Raw genomic sequence first — 13,481 nt, 5'->3', positions numbered from 1 at the left:
AATGACCGTTCCCGCTCTGGCGCTCGACGCCATTACCTGCACGTTCGCTTCGCGCGAAAACCGCTCGCAACGCTATACGGCGGTCGCCGGCGCCACATTGCATGTCGCGCCGGGCGAGTTCGTCTCCGTGGTCGGGCCGACGGGCTGCGGCAAGTCCACGCTGCTCAACGTGGGCGCGGGATTGCTGCCGCCCAGCTCGGGCACGGTGAGCGTATTCGGCGAACCGCTGCAAGGGCTCAACCGCCGCGCGGGCTACATGTTCCAGGCCGATGCGCTGATGCCGTGGCGCAGCGCGCTCGACAACGTGTCGGCCGGTCTCGCGTTTCGCGGCGTGGCGGCGGCGCAAGCGCGCAAGCAGGCCGAGGAATGGCTCAAGCGCGTGGGGCTCGGCGGTTTCGGCGACCGCTATCCGCATCAGCTTTCGGGCGGCATGCGCAAGCGCGTCGCGATGGCCCAGACGCTCATCCTCGACCCCGACATCATCCTGATGGACGAGCCGTTTTCGGCGCTGGACATCCAGACGCGTCAGTTGATGGAAAACGAGTTGCTCGCGCTGTGGGCCGCGCGCAAGAAAGCGGTGCTGTTCATCACGCACGACCTCGACGAGGCGATCGCCATGTCGGATCGCGTGGTGGTGCTTTCGGCCGGGCCGGGCACGCATCCCATCGGCGAATTCGCGATCGACCTGCCGCGTCCGCGCGACGTGGCCGAAGTGCGCACGCATCCGCGCTTCGTCGAACTGCACGCGCAAATCTGGGGCGTGCTGCGCGACGAAGTGCTCAAGGGCTATCAGCAGCAGCTTGCGGCGGGTTAATACACGAGGCTAGACGACAACATCATGTGGAAACGGCTGCGCCCCAATCGTGGCAACCGGGTCAATCTCGTCGTGTGGCAATGGCTGCTGCTCGTCGCGTGCTTCGCGCTGTGGTACGTGTTCACGAGTCCGACGCTGTTGCCGCCGATCTATTTCGACGATCCGAACAAGGCCGCGTTCTTCTTCGGCGAGCCGCAGAAAGTGCTCGTGCGCATCTGGGAATGGTTCGCGACCGGCGAAATCTGGCTGCACCTCGGCGTGACGCTCGCCGAAACCGTGCTGGCGTTCGCGATCGGCACGGCGAGCGGGCTGGGCGTCGGGCTGTGGCTCGCGCTCGCGCCCACGGCCAGCGCGCTTTTCGATCCCTACATCAAGGCCGCGAATTCGATGCCGCGCGTGATCCTCGCGCCCATTTTCGGCGTGTGGTTCGGCCTTGGCATCGGCTCGAAGGTGGCGCTCGGCGTCACGCTGGTGTTCTTCATCGTGTTCTTCAACGTCTACCAGGGCGTGAAGGAAGTGAGCCCGGTCGTGCTCGCCAACGCGCGCATGCTCGGCGCGAACCGCAAGCAGTTGCTGCGCCACGTGTATCTGCCGAGCGCGACGAGCTGGGTGTTTTCGAGCCTCCATACGTCGGTCGGGCTCGCGTTCGTCGGCTCGGTGGTGGGAGAGTATCTCGGCTCCGCGAGCGGCGTCGGTTATCTGATCCTCCAGGCCGAAGGCACCTTCGACATCAACACGGTGTTCGCGGGCATTCTCGTGCTGACCGCGTTCGCGCTGATCCTCGACGGCATCGTCGGGCTTGCGGAGCGCCGCTTCATGAAGTGGCAGCCAAAGACGGGCGATACGGAAAAGCGCTGAGCGTTTTCCGATTCCGCACCGAGGAAAGAACGGCTCGCGCGCTGGTGTCGCGAGCCAGCGTCGCGAGCCGTTGCGTTTTCAAGGCTCGATCACGACCTTGCCCGTGACCTTGCGCGCGGCCATGTCCTTGAGCGCCTGCGCCGTGTCTTCGAGCCGATAGCGCTTCGACACGTACGGCCGGAGCTTGCCTTCGCCGATCCAGCCCGTCATTTGCGCGAACGCCGCCGCATTGCGCTGCGGCTCGCGGCGCGCGAAATCGCCCCAGAACACGCCCACGAGACTTGCGCCCTTGAGCAGCGTGAGGTTGAGCGGCAGCTTCGGAATTTCGCCGTTCGCGAAACCCACCACGAGATAGCGCCCGCGCCAGCCGATGCTGCGAAACGCCGGTTCCGCATACGCGCCGCCCACGGGATCGTAGATCACGTCGGGGCCGCGGCCGTCGGTGAGCGCCTTGATGCGCTCGCGCAAATCTTCGGTGCTGTAGTTGATGGTGGCGTCGGCGCCGAAGCGTTTGCAGACTTCGAGCTTCTCGTCGCTCGACGCCGCCGCGATCACGCGCGCGCCCAGCACCTTGCCGATCTCCACGGCCGCGAGGCCCACGCCGCCCGCCGCGCCCAGCACGAGCATCGTTTCGCCGGCGCGCAGCGCCGCGCGATCGACCACGGCGTGATGCGAGGTGCCGTAGGCGAGCGTGAAGGCAGCGGCCGTGGCGAAGTCGGCGGCGTCGGGCAGCGCCACGCACGCGGCGGCATCGGCAACGGCTTGCGACGCGAACGCGCCCGTGCCCACGTAGGCGACCACGCGCGTGCCCGGCGCGAGCGTCACGCCTTCGCCCGCCGCGCGCACCACGCCCGCGAGTTCGGCGCCGGGCGTGAAGGGCAGCGGCGGTTTCATCTGATACTTGTTCTCGATGATGAGCACGTCGGGGAAGTTGACGGCCGAGGCCTTGACGTCGATGACCACCTGGCCCGGACCCGGCACGAGGTCGGGCAGGTCTTCGAGCGTGAGCGTGTCGGGCGGTCCGTACCGATTGCAGCGGATGGCGCGCATCGTGTCTCCTGTGGGGGCGTCGTATCGACGGAAGATGAGCGGAACAGTGTACGGCAACTTGCGCGAATGCGAACGACCGTGCGTATTCATGCGATGCAAATGGCGCCGCGCGATACGGCGCAAGCGGGTCGGTGCGGCATCGCAACTGCGGAAGGAATGTGCTGGGTATCGCGTAGGAAAGGACGTAGTGGCGCGTCCTGCGCTGTCGTCCGCGTGCCTTCCTTCCTCGGTTACAATCGCCCGATGCGAATACTACTCAGCAACGACGATGGTTATCTCGCTCCGGGTCTAGCGGCGCTTTACGAAGCGTTGAAGCCGCTCGGCGAGATCACGGTGATGGCGCCCGAGCAGAATTGCAGCGGCGCGTCGAACTCGCTCACGCTGTGGCGCCCGCTTTCGGTGTTGCGCTCGGCCACCACGGGCTTCTACTACGTGAACGGCACGCCCACCGACTCGGTACACGTCGCGCTCACGGGCATGCTCGATCACAAGCCCGACCTCGTGGTATCCGGCATCAACAACGGCCAGAACATGGGCGAGGACACGCTGTATTCGGGCACGGTCGCCGCCGCCACCGAAGGCATCATGTTCGGCGTGCCGGCCATCGCGTTTTCGCTCGTCGATAAAGACTGGCTGCATCTCGACGCCGCCGCGAAGGTGGCCGCCGAAATCGTCGCGCATTACCTCGCCCATCCGTTGCCCGGCCATCCGCTTCTCAACGTCAACATTCCGAATCTGCCTTACGGCGAACTCGGCGACTGGCGCGTGACGCGCCTCGGCAAGCGTCATCCGTCGCAGCCCGTGATCCGCCAGACCAATCCGCGCGGCGAGCCGATCTACTGGATCGGGCCCTCGGGCGGCGCGCGCGACGCGAGCGAAGGCACGGACTTTCACGCGACCGAACACGGCCACGTTTCCATCACGCCGCTGCAACTCGACCTCACGCATACGCAGATGCTGCCCGCCACGCAGGAATGGGCGCGACGGGACGGCAGCGTTTCATGACGGGCGAGCGCACGAAGCGTTTTCCGCTGGGTCTCGCGGATCTCGTGCGCGAGCCGCGCCGGCGCGATGCGCGTCCCGGCGAGGCGCGCTCGCCGCTCGCGGGCGCGAGCGGCGGCGGTGCGCCTAAAACGGGCATCGGCGCGAGCCCGGCGCTAAAACCGGTGGCGAAGGCGATTGCCAAACCGGCCGTTGCCCAACCCGCGCTCGCCAAACCCCCGATCGCCAAACCGGCGGCGAAGCCGGTCGTGACCAGGGCCGCCGTGGCGAAACCCGCGGTCAAGCCGGTTGTTGCGCCGCTGGCGAAACCGGCGGCGGGCGCGGCGTTCAAGCCCGCGCCGTCGGCACAATCGGCACATTCGACGCATGCGGCACATTCGCTGCAATCGGCGCAGGGTTCGAGCGTTTCGCCGCGCGCGGGCGGCGCGCTGACGGGCGCGCCCGCCGTTGCGCTCAACGGCGCGCATGCGCTGACTTCGGAACGCATTCGCGAGCGCATGGTCGAACGCCTGCGCGCGAACGGCATTACCGACCCGCGCGTGCTCCAGGCGCTTGCGGCCGTGCCGCGCCACATGTTCGTCGACCCCGGTCTCGCGACTCAGGCCTACGAAGATGCGGCGTTGCCGATCGGTCATCACCAGACGATCTCCAAGCCGTCCGTCGTCGCCCGCATGCTCGAACTCGCGGGTGCCGGACGTGAGCTGGATCGCGTGCTCGAAATCGGCACGGGCTGCGGCTATCAGGCCGCGGTGTTGAGCCGGATCGCACGCGACGTGTATTCCATCGAACGCATCAAGCCGTTATACGAGCGCGCGAAAACGAATCTTCGTCCGCTGCGTATTCCGAACATTCGCTTGCATTACGGCGACGGACGGCTCGGCTTGCCGTCGGCGGCACCGTTCGACGCGGTCGTGATCGCGGCGGCGGGCTTCGACGTACCGCAGGCGCTGCTGGAACAGCTCGCGATCGGCGGCAAGCTCGTGGCGCCGGTCGCGGTGCAGGGCGGCGCGTCCGGCGAAGCGACTCAGGTGCTCACGCTCGTCGAGCGCACGGGCCCGGCGCAATGGCGGGAGTCGCGCCTTGATCGCGTTTTCTTTGTCCCCTTAAAATCTGGAGTGATCTGAATCCGATGAGTATGTTGCGCGCGATGCAAAGAAACCGCATGAAAATCGACCTGACCGTAGCCGGGCGCGGCGCCTCGGTCATCGCGCTCTGCCTGCTGACGGCTTGCGCCTCGCGTCTCGATTCGGCGCCGGTCGTCGACCGCACGGCGCCGCTCGGCACCTCCGCCGCGCAGCCGCCGGTGCCGCTCGGGCCGCCGCCTCCGGGATATTACCGGGTGAAGCCTGGCGACACTCTCTATAGGATTGCGCTCGAAAACGGTCAGAATTATCGCGACATCGCAACGTGGAACAATCTCACGAACCCGAACCAGATCGAAGTCGATCAGTTGCTGCGCGTGGTGCCGCCGGGCACGAACCCGTCGGCCGCGTACACGCCGGGCGTCGTGACTTCGCCGGTGCCGGGCATGGCGGCGACGCCGCCGGGCGCCTCGGGTGCGCCGGCGGCGAATTCGCCGACCATGCCGCCCATTTACGGTTCGGGCGCCGCGGCCGGTTCGTCGGCGCCGCCGGCCGCCGTGGCGCCGCAGTCGGGGGCAAGCGGCAGCGACATGGCCGCCGCGCCGAACGGCAGCATCGCGCTGGCGTGGCCCGCGCGCGGTCCGGTGCTCAACGGCTTCGACGACTCGAAGAACAAGGGCATCAATATCGGCGGGGCGCCGGGCGATCCGGTCAAGGCCGCTGGCGACGGTCGCGTGGTTTATGCCGGAAATGGGCTGCGCGGATACGGCAATCTCATTATCATCAAGCATGACGCGACGTTTTTGACCGCGTACGCACACAACCGGGCTTTGATGGTAAAAGAAGGGGATGCGGTCACCAAAGGTCAAAAGATCGCCGAAATGGGCAATACCGATTCAGACCGGGTGATGCTGCATTTCGAAGTACGCCGTCAGGGTAAGCCCGTCGACCCACTGAAGTACTTGCCGCCGCAATAAAAAGCGAGCCGACCATGCCGAAATCGAAGCGCCGTCTGCAGCAATCCGAGTCTGACAGCCAAGCCGCCCAGGTTTCGGTGGACGACGGCGCGCAGTCGGGCGACGAAGAGGCCGATCTCGAAGGCGGCCGCGCCTTCGAGGAGCGGGAAGAGCGCGAGGATCGCGACGAAGGCGAAGCCGCTGCGGAGGAAGGCAGCGGCGAAGGCGCTCGCCGCGAAGCCGCGCCCGACGCCGACGATTTCCGCGCCATGCTTCAGGCCGAGCTCACGGCCGACACCATTCAGCACTATTTGAACCGCATCAGCGTGAAGCCGCTGCTCACCGTCGAGGAGGAGCAGCGCTACTCGCGTCTTGCCAAGGCCGGCGAGTTCGAGGCGCGCCAGGTCATGATCGAGCGCAATCTGCGGCTCGTGGTGAGCATTGCCAAGGGGTACCTGAACCGCGGCGTGCCGCTGCTCGACCTGATCGAGGAAGGCAACCTCGGGCTCATGCACGCGATCGAAAAATTCGATCCCACGCGCGGCTTCCGTTTTTCCACTTATGCAACGTGGTGGATTCGTCAAAGCATCGAGCGCGCGATCATGAATCAGGCGCGCACGGTGCGGTTGCCCGTGCATGTGATCCGCGAGTTGAATCAGGTGCTGCGCGCGAAGCGCCATCTGGAGAAAAATTCGCTGAATGCCGACGCGGGCTCCGAGCGCCGCGACGCCAGCATCGACGACATCGCCTATCTCACGGGCAAGACCACCGAGGAAGTCACCGACATTCTCGCGCTCAACGAGCACACCGCCTCGCTCGACGCGCCGCTCGATCTCGACCCCGCGAGCAGCCTGCTCGATCTGCTTTCCGACGACCAGAGCCAGTCGCCGGATGCGGAAGTGCAGCATCGCGAGCTGGAGACGCTCACGCGCGCCTGGCTCGGCCGGCTTTCCGACAAGCATCGCCATGTCATCGAACGTCGCTTTGGGCTGAACCATATCGAGCCGGCCACGCTCGAAGAGTTGGCCGACGAAATGGGCCTTACCCGCGAGCGCGTGCGGCAGATCCAGCAGGAAGCGCTGGTGCGCCTCAAGCGCTTTTTCGCTTCGAACGGCGTGCGCAAGGACGCCGTTCTCTAACATCCCGCCGTTTCACTGATGACCGTTCCCGTTCTCGTATTCGACATCGAAACGATTCCCGATGTCGACGGTATTCGCCGTCTCGAAGATTTGCCCGCCTCGCTCACCGACGCCGAAGTCGCCGAGCATGCTTTCGCCGCGCGCCGCGAGAAAACCGGCAGCGATTTCCTGCCGCATCATTTGCAGCGCGTGGCCGCGATCTCGTGCGTGTTCCGCGACGGTCAAGGTTTTCGCGTGCGCTCGCTCGGCACCCCCGAGGACGGCGAGGCGAAGCTCGTCGACTCGTTCTATCGCACGATCGAAAAATATTCGCCGCAGCTCGTGTCGTGGAACGGCGGCGGTTTCGATTTGCCCGTGCTTCATTACCGCGCGCTCGTGCACGGCATTCGCGCGGTGCGTTACTGGGAGATGGGCGACGAAGACCGCGAGTTCAAGTGGAACAATTACATCAGCCGCTATCACACGCGTCATACGGACTTGATGGATATGCTCGCGATGTATCAGGCGCGCGCTAACGCGCCGCTCGACGCGCTCGCCAAACTGTGTGGTTTCCCGGGCAAGCTCGGCATGGACGGCAGCCAGGTGTGGTCGGCGGTCCAGCAGGGCCGTATCGAAGAAGTTCGCAACTATTGCGAAACCGACGTGGTCAACACGTACCTGCTGTATTGCCGCTTCCAGATGATGCGCGGCGGATTTAGCGAGCGCGAATACGCGGACGAAGTGGAGTTCGTCAAGCAGTCGCTCGCGATGGAGCCGGCACCGCACTGGAAGCAGTATCTCGAAGCCTTCGGCCAATAAGGCCAACAAGGCCAACAAGGCCAATAAGGCCACTTACAACAATAACGCCGCTCACGCCACGCCGCCCGGCTTCGCGTCAATCCAGCTCCAGCATGATCGGCTGATGGTCCGAGGCGCGCGTCGCGGCGTCGATCTCGCAGCGGCGCAGGCGCGCGCGCAAATCTTCGGTGACGAACACAAAATCGCACGTCATGGGGCCGTTCGACCATTGCACGGTGTCGTAGAGGCCCGCCGTGTGCGGTGGCGTCGCTCCGGCGTGCAGCGTCGTCCACGCGTCGATAAACGCCGGGCTGCCCGCGAGCGGTTCGAGCATGCGCGTGTACGCCTCGCTGTTCCACGCGCTGTTGAAGTCGCCGCAGACGATCGCGCTCACCGGCCGCGCCGTGCGCGCGAACGGCCCGACCTCGTTTTCGGCGGGCGCGGGATGCGCCGCGTGATCGGCGGCTTCCTGCTGCAAACGCCGCAGTTCGTCGACCTGCGCGAGCCGCTGGCGCAGCGAATAAAACTCCAGATGCGTGACCAGCACCCGTAGCGCGCCGTTCGGCGTATCGAGCACGGCTTCGAGCGCGACGCGCTGCATCGAGGGCGCCGTCGAGTCGGCGGGCCATGGCAGCGCGTGGCGAATGATCCGCTGAACGGGCAGGCGCGTGGCCAGCGCATTGCCGAACTGGCGGCGCGAGACCTTGCGCGTGGTCAGGAAGTCGCCTTGCGAGGGCGCGGCGGGAAGATCGGCGCCGATCGCCTCGATCACCGTGTAGCCGGGCAGCAGCGCGGCGAGTTCGGCGTATTGGTCGTCGCCGGGGCCGCCCGGCAGCGCGTGAAAGCCGCGCGTGATCTCCTGGAGGCACAGCACGTCGAAATCGGCGAGACGCTGCGCGTCGCTCACCGTGCGCGCCAGATCGACAACGCCCGAGGCGTCGCGTCCCCATTGCACGTTCCAGCTCAGCAGTTTCATGTTTCGCTCCTTCTGTTTCGCTCTTTCCGTCGGTGCGCGGCTTGTCTTTGTTGTTTTACAAATTATCGACGGCTGCTGCTGTGAATCTCAGTATTTGCCCTGATTTTCACCATTTTGCACAATTTCACCGCAAGTTTCGGATGTGCAAACGCTTGACAAGATTCGTGTTGTTTTACAAAAATGCCCTGTATCGCAAAGTTGCCAAACAGCGCGGGCAAGACGCGGCGTCGCCGGTTTCTCGCTTATCCGCGCAAAAACCGGTCTCGACCGGCAACAACGACTTCAAGAAAAACAGGAGACAGCGTCACATGGCAAAGCATCGAATTCTGAGCCGCGATCGCACGAAACAACCTCAAGGACTGCCAGGCATTGCGGCTGCGCCCGCACCGGCATCGCCTTCCAGGCGCACGTTCATGGCATTCGCAGGCGCAACGGCGGGCGCGACCGTGCTGTCCGCACTGCCGGGCTGCGGCGGCAATAGCGGCAATAGCGACAACAACGGCAGCGGCGGCAATAGCGGCGCGGCGGGCGGCGGTTCCGGCGGCGGCACGGTGGTGGAAGATCCGATCTGGGGCAGTTCGGGCGCCGCCACGCAAATCATCGCGTCGCTGTCGAACATCACGCAGTCGATGTTCCGCCAGGTCGATTTCAATGTCACGAGTTACGGCGCGCAGGCGCTCGCCACGCAGGTGCAGGCCACCGTCAACCCTTACGCGCAAACGCTGAGCCCCGGCGCGGACACGTTCGTGAGCGCATCGGTCACCGGCACCGCGTTCGATTCCTGTACGGCGTTCAATCGCGCGATCCAGGCGGCGAATCAGGCGGGAGGCGGGCGCGTGGTCGTGCCGGCGGGCAACTGGTATTGCGGCGGCCCGATCGTGCTGCTTTCGAACGTGAACTTTCATCTGAGCGCGGGCTGCGTCATCTATTTCAGCCCGAATCCGAACGATTACGCGGCGAGCGGTCCCGTCGACTGCGGCGCGAACGGCAAGCTGTTCTACACGCGTTGGCAAGGCAACGATTGCCTGAACTTCGGCTCGCCCGTTTATGCGTACAAGCAGAGCAACGTCGCGATCACGGGCGAGGGCCCGACGTCGATCCTGAACGGCCAGGCCATGACGCCGTTCGCCGGCAGCGGCAGCACGTCCACATGCTGGTGGACGTGGAAGGGCTCGTCGGGGCAATACGGCTGCGCGGGGGCGAGCACGCCTTCGCAGGCCTACGCGAATCCGAACAACGCCGCGCTCACGAGCAGCGACACGGCAACGCTCGCGCTCATCACCGGTTCGACGAAGGCGCCATGGAACCAGGATCAGAACTATCTGCCCGCGCTTTCGCAACTCGGCGTGCCGGTCGCGCAGCGCATCTTCGGCATCGGGCATTATCTGCGGCCGTGCATGGTGGAATTCGTCGGTTGCACGAACGTGTTGATGGAGAACTATCACACGCAGAACACGCCGTTCTGGCAAAACCATCCGACCGATTGCACGAACGTCGTGATCCGCGGCGTGTTCGCCGACAGCATCGGCCCGAACAACGACGGCTTCGATCCCGAAGCCTGCGCCAACGTGCTGTGCGACACCGTGACCTTCAACACGGGCGACGACTGCATTGCGATCAAGTCGGGCAAGGCGCTCGATACCGAATTCGGTCCCGCGCAAAACCACGTGATCCAGAACTGCACGATGAACAGCGGTCACGGCGGCATCACGCTCGGCAGCGAAATGAGCGCGGGCGTCGAGAAAATCTACGCGCGCAAGCTCAACATGCTCAACGAGAACTGGGCGACGAATCCGCTCAACATCGCCATTCGCATCAAGACGAACATGAGCCGCGGCGGCTTCGTGCGCGACGTCTATATCGATTCCGTCGACCTGCCCAACGGCGTGAATCTCGCGGGCAGCGGCTACGGCAGCGGCAACATGCTGACGGGCAGTCCCATCACGGCTGCGGTGCCGCTTGGCACGACTTCGGCGGCGGGCTCGAATCCGTCGGCGTCGCAAGGCGGCTTGATCACGTTCGACTGCGACTACTCGCCGGCCGGCGACGCCGTGCGCCAGAGCGCGCCGGTCGTGCAGAACGTGAACATTTCCAATGTGAATGCGAGCAACGTCACGCTCAACGGCGTCACGGCGTCGTGCTTCCAGGCGATCGTCGCGCAAGGTCCGGTCGCATCGGACTACAACGGCGCGGCGCCCGCGCCAACCGTCACCCCCATCGCGGGCGTGACGATCACGAACTGCAATCTCGGCACGCCGGTCTGCAACACGGCGGCGACGGCTACGACGCCAGGCCCGATCTACGTGAACAACGTCAATGCGATCGCGCTGAGCAACGTGGTGATCGGCGCGACGACGTACAACACGTCGCTCACCGGCTGAAGCGCGAGGCGCAAGGCGCAGCGAACGGCGCATCGGGCGATGCGCCGTTTTCGTACCGGTTTGCCGCCTTAGCGGCGGCGGCCCTTGCACTCGCCGCGCACGGTGCCGGCCACCTTGTAGCTGTTGTCGAAATAGACGGCGAACGGCACTGTGCCGTAATTGCCGAGATCGTACTGGAAACAGTCGCGGCCATTGGCCACATATTCGCGATCGGGCGGCCCGATGCGCTTGAACACTTCGTTCTGCGTCATGCCGGGCAGCACGGAGGCGATGACCTGGTCGGGCTTCACGGTCGGAGCGCATGCCGCGAGGCTCACGAGCGCGGCGGCCGCGAGCGTGCAAAAGGGTAACTTGCTCACTGAAATTCCGGTGATTTTCGTTGATGAGGGAGGCTGCTATCGTTGCCGTCCACATGGCAACTAATCCATGGGACGATTCCGAAAGCGATTGATCGCAACGACGCGCGGTCAATCGAGCAGGGCGCGTACGGCGAGCAGCAACACGCCGAGCAGCGCGATGGGAATCGCGAGGCTCGTGAAGGCGAGCAGGAGCGGGCGCCGGCGCGGCGTCATGGCCCGCGAGGCGGGCGGCGCGCCGGCGCCGGACATGAACGCGGCGCACAACGCGAGCGCGAGGAACGAAACGAGCGGTAGGGAAAAGAACGCGATCATGGTGGCGGCTCCTGGTGCGCGGCGAAGGGCGCCGCGGCAAGAAGCATCGTATTGAGATGGCGCGCGGGCGACGATCGCACGAATTCGAAAACGCCGCGGCCCGCGCAAGCAAAAGAGCGAGCGCCGACTTCGACTACAATCTCGCCTTCCCCCACCTTTCACCGTCTGTCAGGAATCCGCTGGTGTCCGAAGCTGCCCCCGACCCTCAATCCGAAGCTGGCCGCGCCGAGGCCAACCGCGTTGCGCCCGCTGCGTCCGCCGTGCCCGTTGCGCCCGCCAGGAAAAAGAGCAAGCGCGAAAAGCGCGCCGAGAAACGCGCTTCGATGGAAGCCTCGGTCGCTAATGCCCCCATTCTCGAGATCGAGTCGCTCGACATGGAAGCGCGCGGCGTCGGCCGCACCGTCACCGAAACCGGCGAGCCCGGCAAGGTGATCTTCGTCGAAGGCGCGCTGCCCGGCGAGCGCGTGACGTATCTGAGCTATCGCAGAAAACCGACCTTCGAACAGGCGCAAGTCGTCAGCGTGCTGCGCGAGAGCGCGATTCGCACCAGGCCGCAATGCCAGTTTTTCGGTACGTGCGGCGGCTGCTCGATGCAGCATCTCGACGTGCGCGCGCAGATCGCCGTCAAGCAGCGCGTGCTCGAAGACAATCTCGCGCATCTTTCCAAGGTGCGCTCGGAAACCATGTTCCGGCCGATCCATGGGCCGTCGTGGGGCTATCGCTATCGCGCGCGCCTGACCGTGCGCAACGTGCCGAAGAAGGGCGGCGTGCTGGTCGGTTTTCACGAGCGCAAGAGCAGCTACGTGGCGGACATGACGAGTTGCGAAGTGTTGCCGCCCGAGGTTTCGGCGATGCTCATGCCGTTGCGGCATCTGGTGGCTTCGCTGTCGATTTGCGATCGCATGCCGCAGATCGAGCTGGCCGTCGGCTCGAACGTCACGGCGCTCGTACTGCGCATCCTGGAGCCGCTCACGGCCGCCGACGAAGCGCTGCTGCGCACCTTTGCCGACGCGCACAACGTGCAGTTCTGGCTCCAGCCGAAGGGCCCGGAGACGGTGTTTCCGTTTTATCCGCTCGACAAGTCGCTCGACTACACGCTACCGGAATTCGGTATCCGCATGCCGTTCAAGCCGACCGACTTCACCCAGGTCAATCACCAGATCAACCGCGTGCTCGTGGGCCGCGCGCTGCGCCTGCTCGCGCCGGAAGCGGGCGACCGCGTGCTCGATCTGTTCTGCGGCATCGGCAATTTCACGCTGCCGCTCGCGCGGCTCGCCCGCGAAGTCGTGGGCATCGAGGGCAGCGACACGCTCACGGCGCGCGCGCTCGACAACGCCCGCGCCAACGGCGTGGACGGTCACACGTCGTTTGCGTGCCGCAACCTGTTCGAAGTCACCGCCGACGACATTCGCGCGCTCGGCCACTTCGACAAATATCTGATCGATCCGCCGCGCGAAGGCGCGCTTGCCGTGTCGCAGGCGCTCGCCGAAATCGCGAAAAGCGGCGACGGTCCGCTGCCCAGGCGCATCGTCTACGTGTCTTGCAGTCCCGGAACGCTCGCGCGCGACGCGGGCGTGCTCGTTCACGAAGCCGGTTATCGCCTCAAGGGCGCGGGCGTCGTCAACATGTTCCCGCATACTTCGCACGTCGAGTCCATCGCGTTGTTCGAGCGCGATTGAGCACGATTTAGCACGATTGAGCCGCGTCGGCCGATACTAGCCGCGCGCGACCGGCTCGTATCGGCGGAACGAAAAAAAAGCCACGGCATGCCGTGG

13 protein-coding genes are annotated in these 13,481 nt (G+C 65.4%); 9 read left to right on the top strand and 4 right to left on the bottom strand.

All coding sequences use genetic code 11. The features are described 5' to 3' along the window. The first annotated feature begins 1 nt into the window (after window position 1). Together U5805_RS17035 and U5805_RS17030 are read left to right on the top strand one after the other, a co-directional pair. Window positions 2-814 (top strand): ABC transporter ATP-binding protein, encoded by an 813-nt coding sequence (locus U5805_RS17035; RefSeq protein WP_322104666.1) that lies wholly within the window; start codon window positions 2-4, stop codon window positions 812-814. Between the two features lie 24 nt (window positions 815-838). Then, entirely contained in the window at window positions 839-1,672 is an 834-nt protein-coding gene (locus U5805_RS17030) for an ABC transporter permease (RefSeq protein ID WP_322104665.1), read from the top strand. Window positions 1,673-1,750: 78 nt separating this feature from the next. Here the strand turns inward: U5805_RS17030 and U5805_RS17025 are convergent, their stop codons facing one another. Further along, a complete protein-coding gene (locus U5805_RS17025) occupies window positions 1,751-2,722 on the bottom strand; it encodes an NADPH:quinone oxidoreductase family protein (RefSeq protein ID WP_322104664.1) in 972 nt (323 codons plus the stop codon). A 243-nt stretch (window positions 2,723-2,965) separates the two neighbouring features. Here U5805_RS17025 and surE point away from each other — a divergent pair, with 243 nt between their 5' ends. From surE to U5805_RS17000, 5 genes are read left to right on the top strand one after another with little or no spacing between them, the layout of a single operon-like run. Continuing rightward, the gene (gene surE / locus U5805_RS17020; protein WP_322104663.1) at window positions 2,966-3,727 is read left to right on the top strand and encodes a 5'/3'-nucleotidase SurE; all 762 of its coding nucleotides are present in this window, start codon (window positions 2,966-2,968) and stop codon (window positions 3,725-3,727) included. After that, window positions 3,724-4,848, top strand: coding sequence for a protein-L-isoaspartate(D-aspartate) O-methyltransferase (locus U5805_RS17015; protein WP_322104662.1), 1,125 nt, complete (start codon window positions 3,724-3,726; stop codon window positions 4,846-4,848). Before surE ends, U5805_RS17015 begins: the two co-directional genes overlap by 4 nt. Window positions 4,849-4,859: 11 nt before the next feature. Further along, window positions 4,860-5,783: a peptidoglycan DD-metalloendopeptidase family protein gene (locus U5805_RS17010; RefSeq protein WP_322104796.1), complete on the top strand. Its 924-nt coding sequence runs from the start codon at window positions 4,860-4,862 to the stop codon at window positions 5,781-5,783. A gap of 14 nt (window positions 5,784-5,797) precedes the next feature. Beyond that, window positions 5,798-6,901 carry an RNA polymerase sigma factor RpoS gene (rpoS, locus tag U5805_RS17005; protein WP_322104661.1) on the top strand — a complete coding sequence of 368 codons (1,104 nt, stop codon included), beginning with the start codon at window positions 5,798-5,800 and terminating at the stop codon, window positions 6,899-6,901. Window positions 6,902-6,919: 18 nt separating this feature from the next. Then, entirely contained in the window at window positions 6,920-7,699 is a 780-nt protein-coding gene (locus U5805_RS17000; protein ID WP_322104660.1) for a 3'-5' exonuclease, read from the top strand. 76 nt (window positions 7,700-7,775) lie between these two features. Here U5805_RS17000 and U5805_RS16995 read toward each other — a convergent pair whose 3' ends face one another. Further along, on the bottom strand, window positions 7,776-8,654 hold the full coding sequence (locus tag U5805_RS16995) for an endonuclease/exonuclease/phosphatase family protein (RefSeq protein WP_322104659.1): 879 nt from the start codon (window positions 8,652-8,654) through the stop codon (window positions 7,776-7,778). Between the two features lie 308 nt (window positions 8,655-8,962). Between U5805_RS16995 and U5805_RS16990 the strand changes: the two genes are divergently transcribed. Continuing rightward, window positions 8,963-11,035 (top strand): glycoside hydrolase family 28 protein, encoded by a 2,073-nt coding sequence (locus U5805_RS16990; RefSeq protein ID WP_415914620.1) that lies wholly within the window; start codon window positions 8,963-8,965, stop codon window positions 11,033-11,035. A gap of 68 nt (window positions 11,036-11,103) precedes the next feature. On the opposite strand, the gene U5805_RS16985 is transcribed toward U5805_RS16990, so the two are convergent. Then, window positions 11,104-11,394, bottom strand: coding sequence for a hypothetical protein (locus U5805_RS16985; RefSeq protein WP_322104657.1), 291 nt, complete (start codon window positions 11,392-11,394; stop codon window positions 11,104-11,106). Between the two features lie 108 nt (window positions 11,395-11,502). Beyond that, entirely contained in the window at window positions 11,503-11,706 is a 204-nt protein-coding gene (locus U5805_RS16980; protein WP_322104656.1) for a hypothetical protein, read from the bottom strand. 323 nt (window positions 11,707-12,029) lie between these two features. Here U5805_RS16980 and rlmD point away from each other — a divergent pair, with 323 nt between their 5' ends. Further along, the gene (gene rlmD / locus U5805_RS16975) at window positions 12,030-13,385 is read left to right on the top strand and encodes a 23S rRNA (uracil(1939)-C(5))-methyltransferase RlmD (RefSeq protein WP_322104795.1); all 1,356 of its coding nucleotides are present in this window, start codon (window positions 12,030-12,032) and stop codon (window positions 13,383-13,385) included. Window positions 13,386-13,481: the final 96 nt, after the last annotated feature.

It is taken from the genome of Paraburkholderia sp. J41 (genome assembly GCF_905220235.1).
Lineage (GTDB): Bacteria > Pseudomonadota > Gammaproteobacteria > Burkholderiales > Burkholderiaceae > Paraburkholderia.
This window is presented reverse-complemented; position numbering and strand designations above follow the sequence as displayed.

Bases quoted from the DNA above. Each gene is read 5' to 3' on its own strand.
- surE (WP_322104663.1), top strand. From the start codon at position 2,966: ATGCGAATACTACTCAGCAACGACGATGGTTATCTCGCTCCGGGTCTA.
- rlmD (WP_322104795.1), top strand. From the start codon at position 12,030: ATGGAAGCCTCGGTCGCTAATGCCCCCATTCTCGAGATCGAGTCGCTC.
- U5805_RS16995 (WP_322104659.1), bottom strand. From the start codon at position 8,654: ATGAAACTGCTGAGCTGGAACGTGCAATGGGGACGCGACGCCTCGGGC.
- U5805_RS17035 (WP_322104666.1), top strand. From the start codon at position 2: ATGACCGTTCCCGCTCTGGCGCTCGACGCCATTACCTGCACGTTCGCT.
- U5805_RS16980 (WP_322104656.1), bottom strand. From the start codon at position 11,706: ATGATCGCGTTCTTTTCCCTACCGCTCGTTTCGTTCCTCGCGCTCGCG.
- U5805_RS17000 (WP_322104660.1), top strand. From the start codon at position 6,920: ATGACCGTTCCCGTTCTCGTATTCGACATCGAAACGATTCCCGATGTC.
- U5805_RS17015 (WP_322104662.1), top strand. From the start codon at position 3,724: ATGACGGGCGAGCGCACGAAGCGTTTTCCGCTGGGTCTCGCGGATCTC.
- rpoS (WP_322104661.1), top strand. From the start codon at position 5,798: ATGCCGAAATCGAAGCGCCGTCTGCAGCAATCCGAGTCTGACAGCCAA.
- U5805_RS17030 (WP_322104665.1), top strand. From the start codon at position 839: ATGTGGAAACGGCTGCGCCCCAATCGTGGCAACCGGGTCAATCTCGTC.
- U5805_RS17025 (WP_322104664.1), bottom strand. From the start codon at position 2,722: ATGCGCGCCATCCGCTGCAATCGGTACGGACCGCCCGACACGCTCACG.
- U5805_RS17010 (WP_322104796.1), top strand. From the start codon at position 4,860: ATGTTGCGCGCGATGCAAAGAAACCGCATGAAAATCGACCTGACCGTA.
- U5805_RS16990 (WP_415914620.1), top strand. From the start codon at position 8,963: ATGGCAAAGCATCGAATTCTGAGCCGCGATCGCACGAAACAACCTCAA.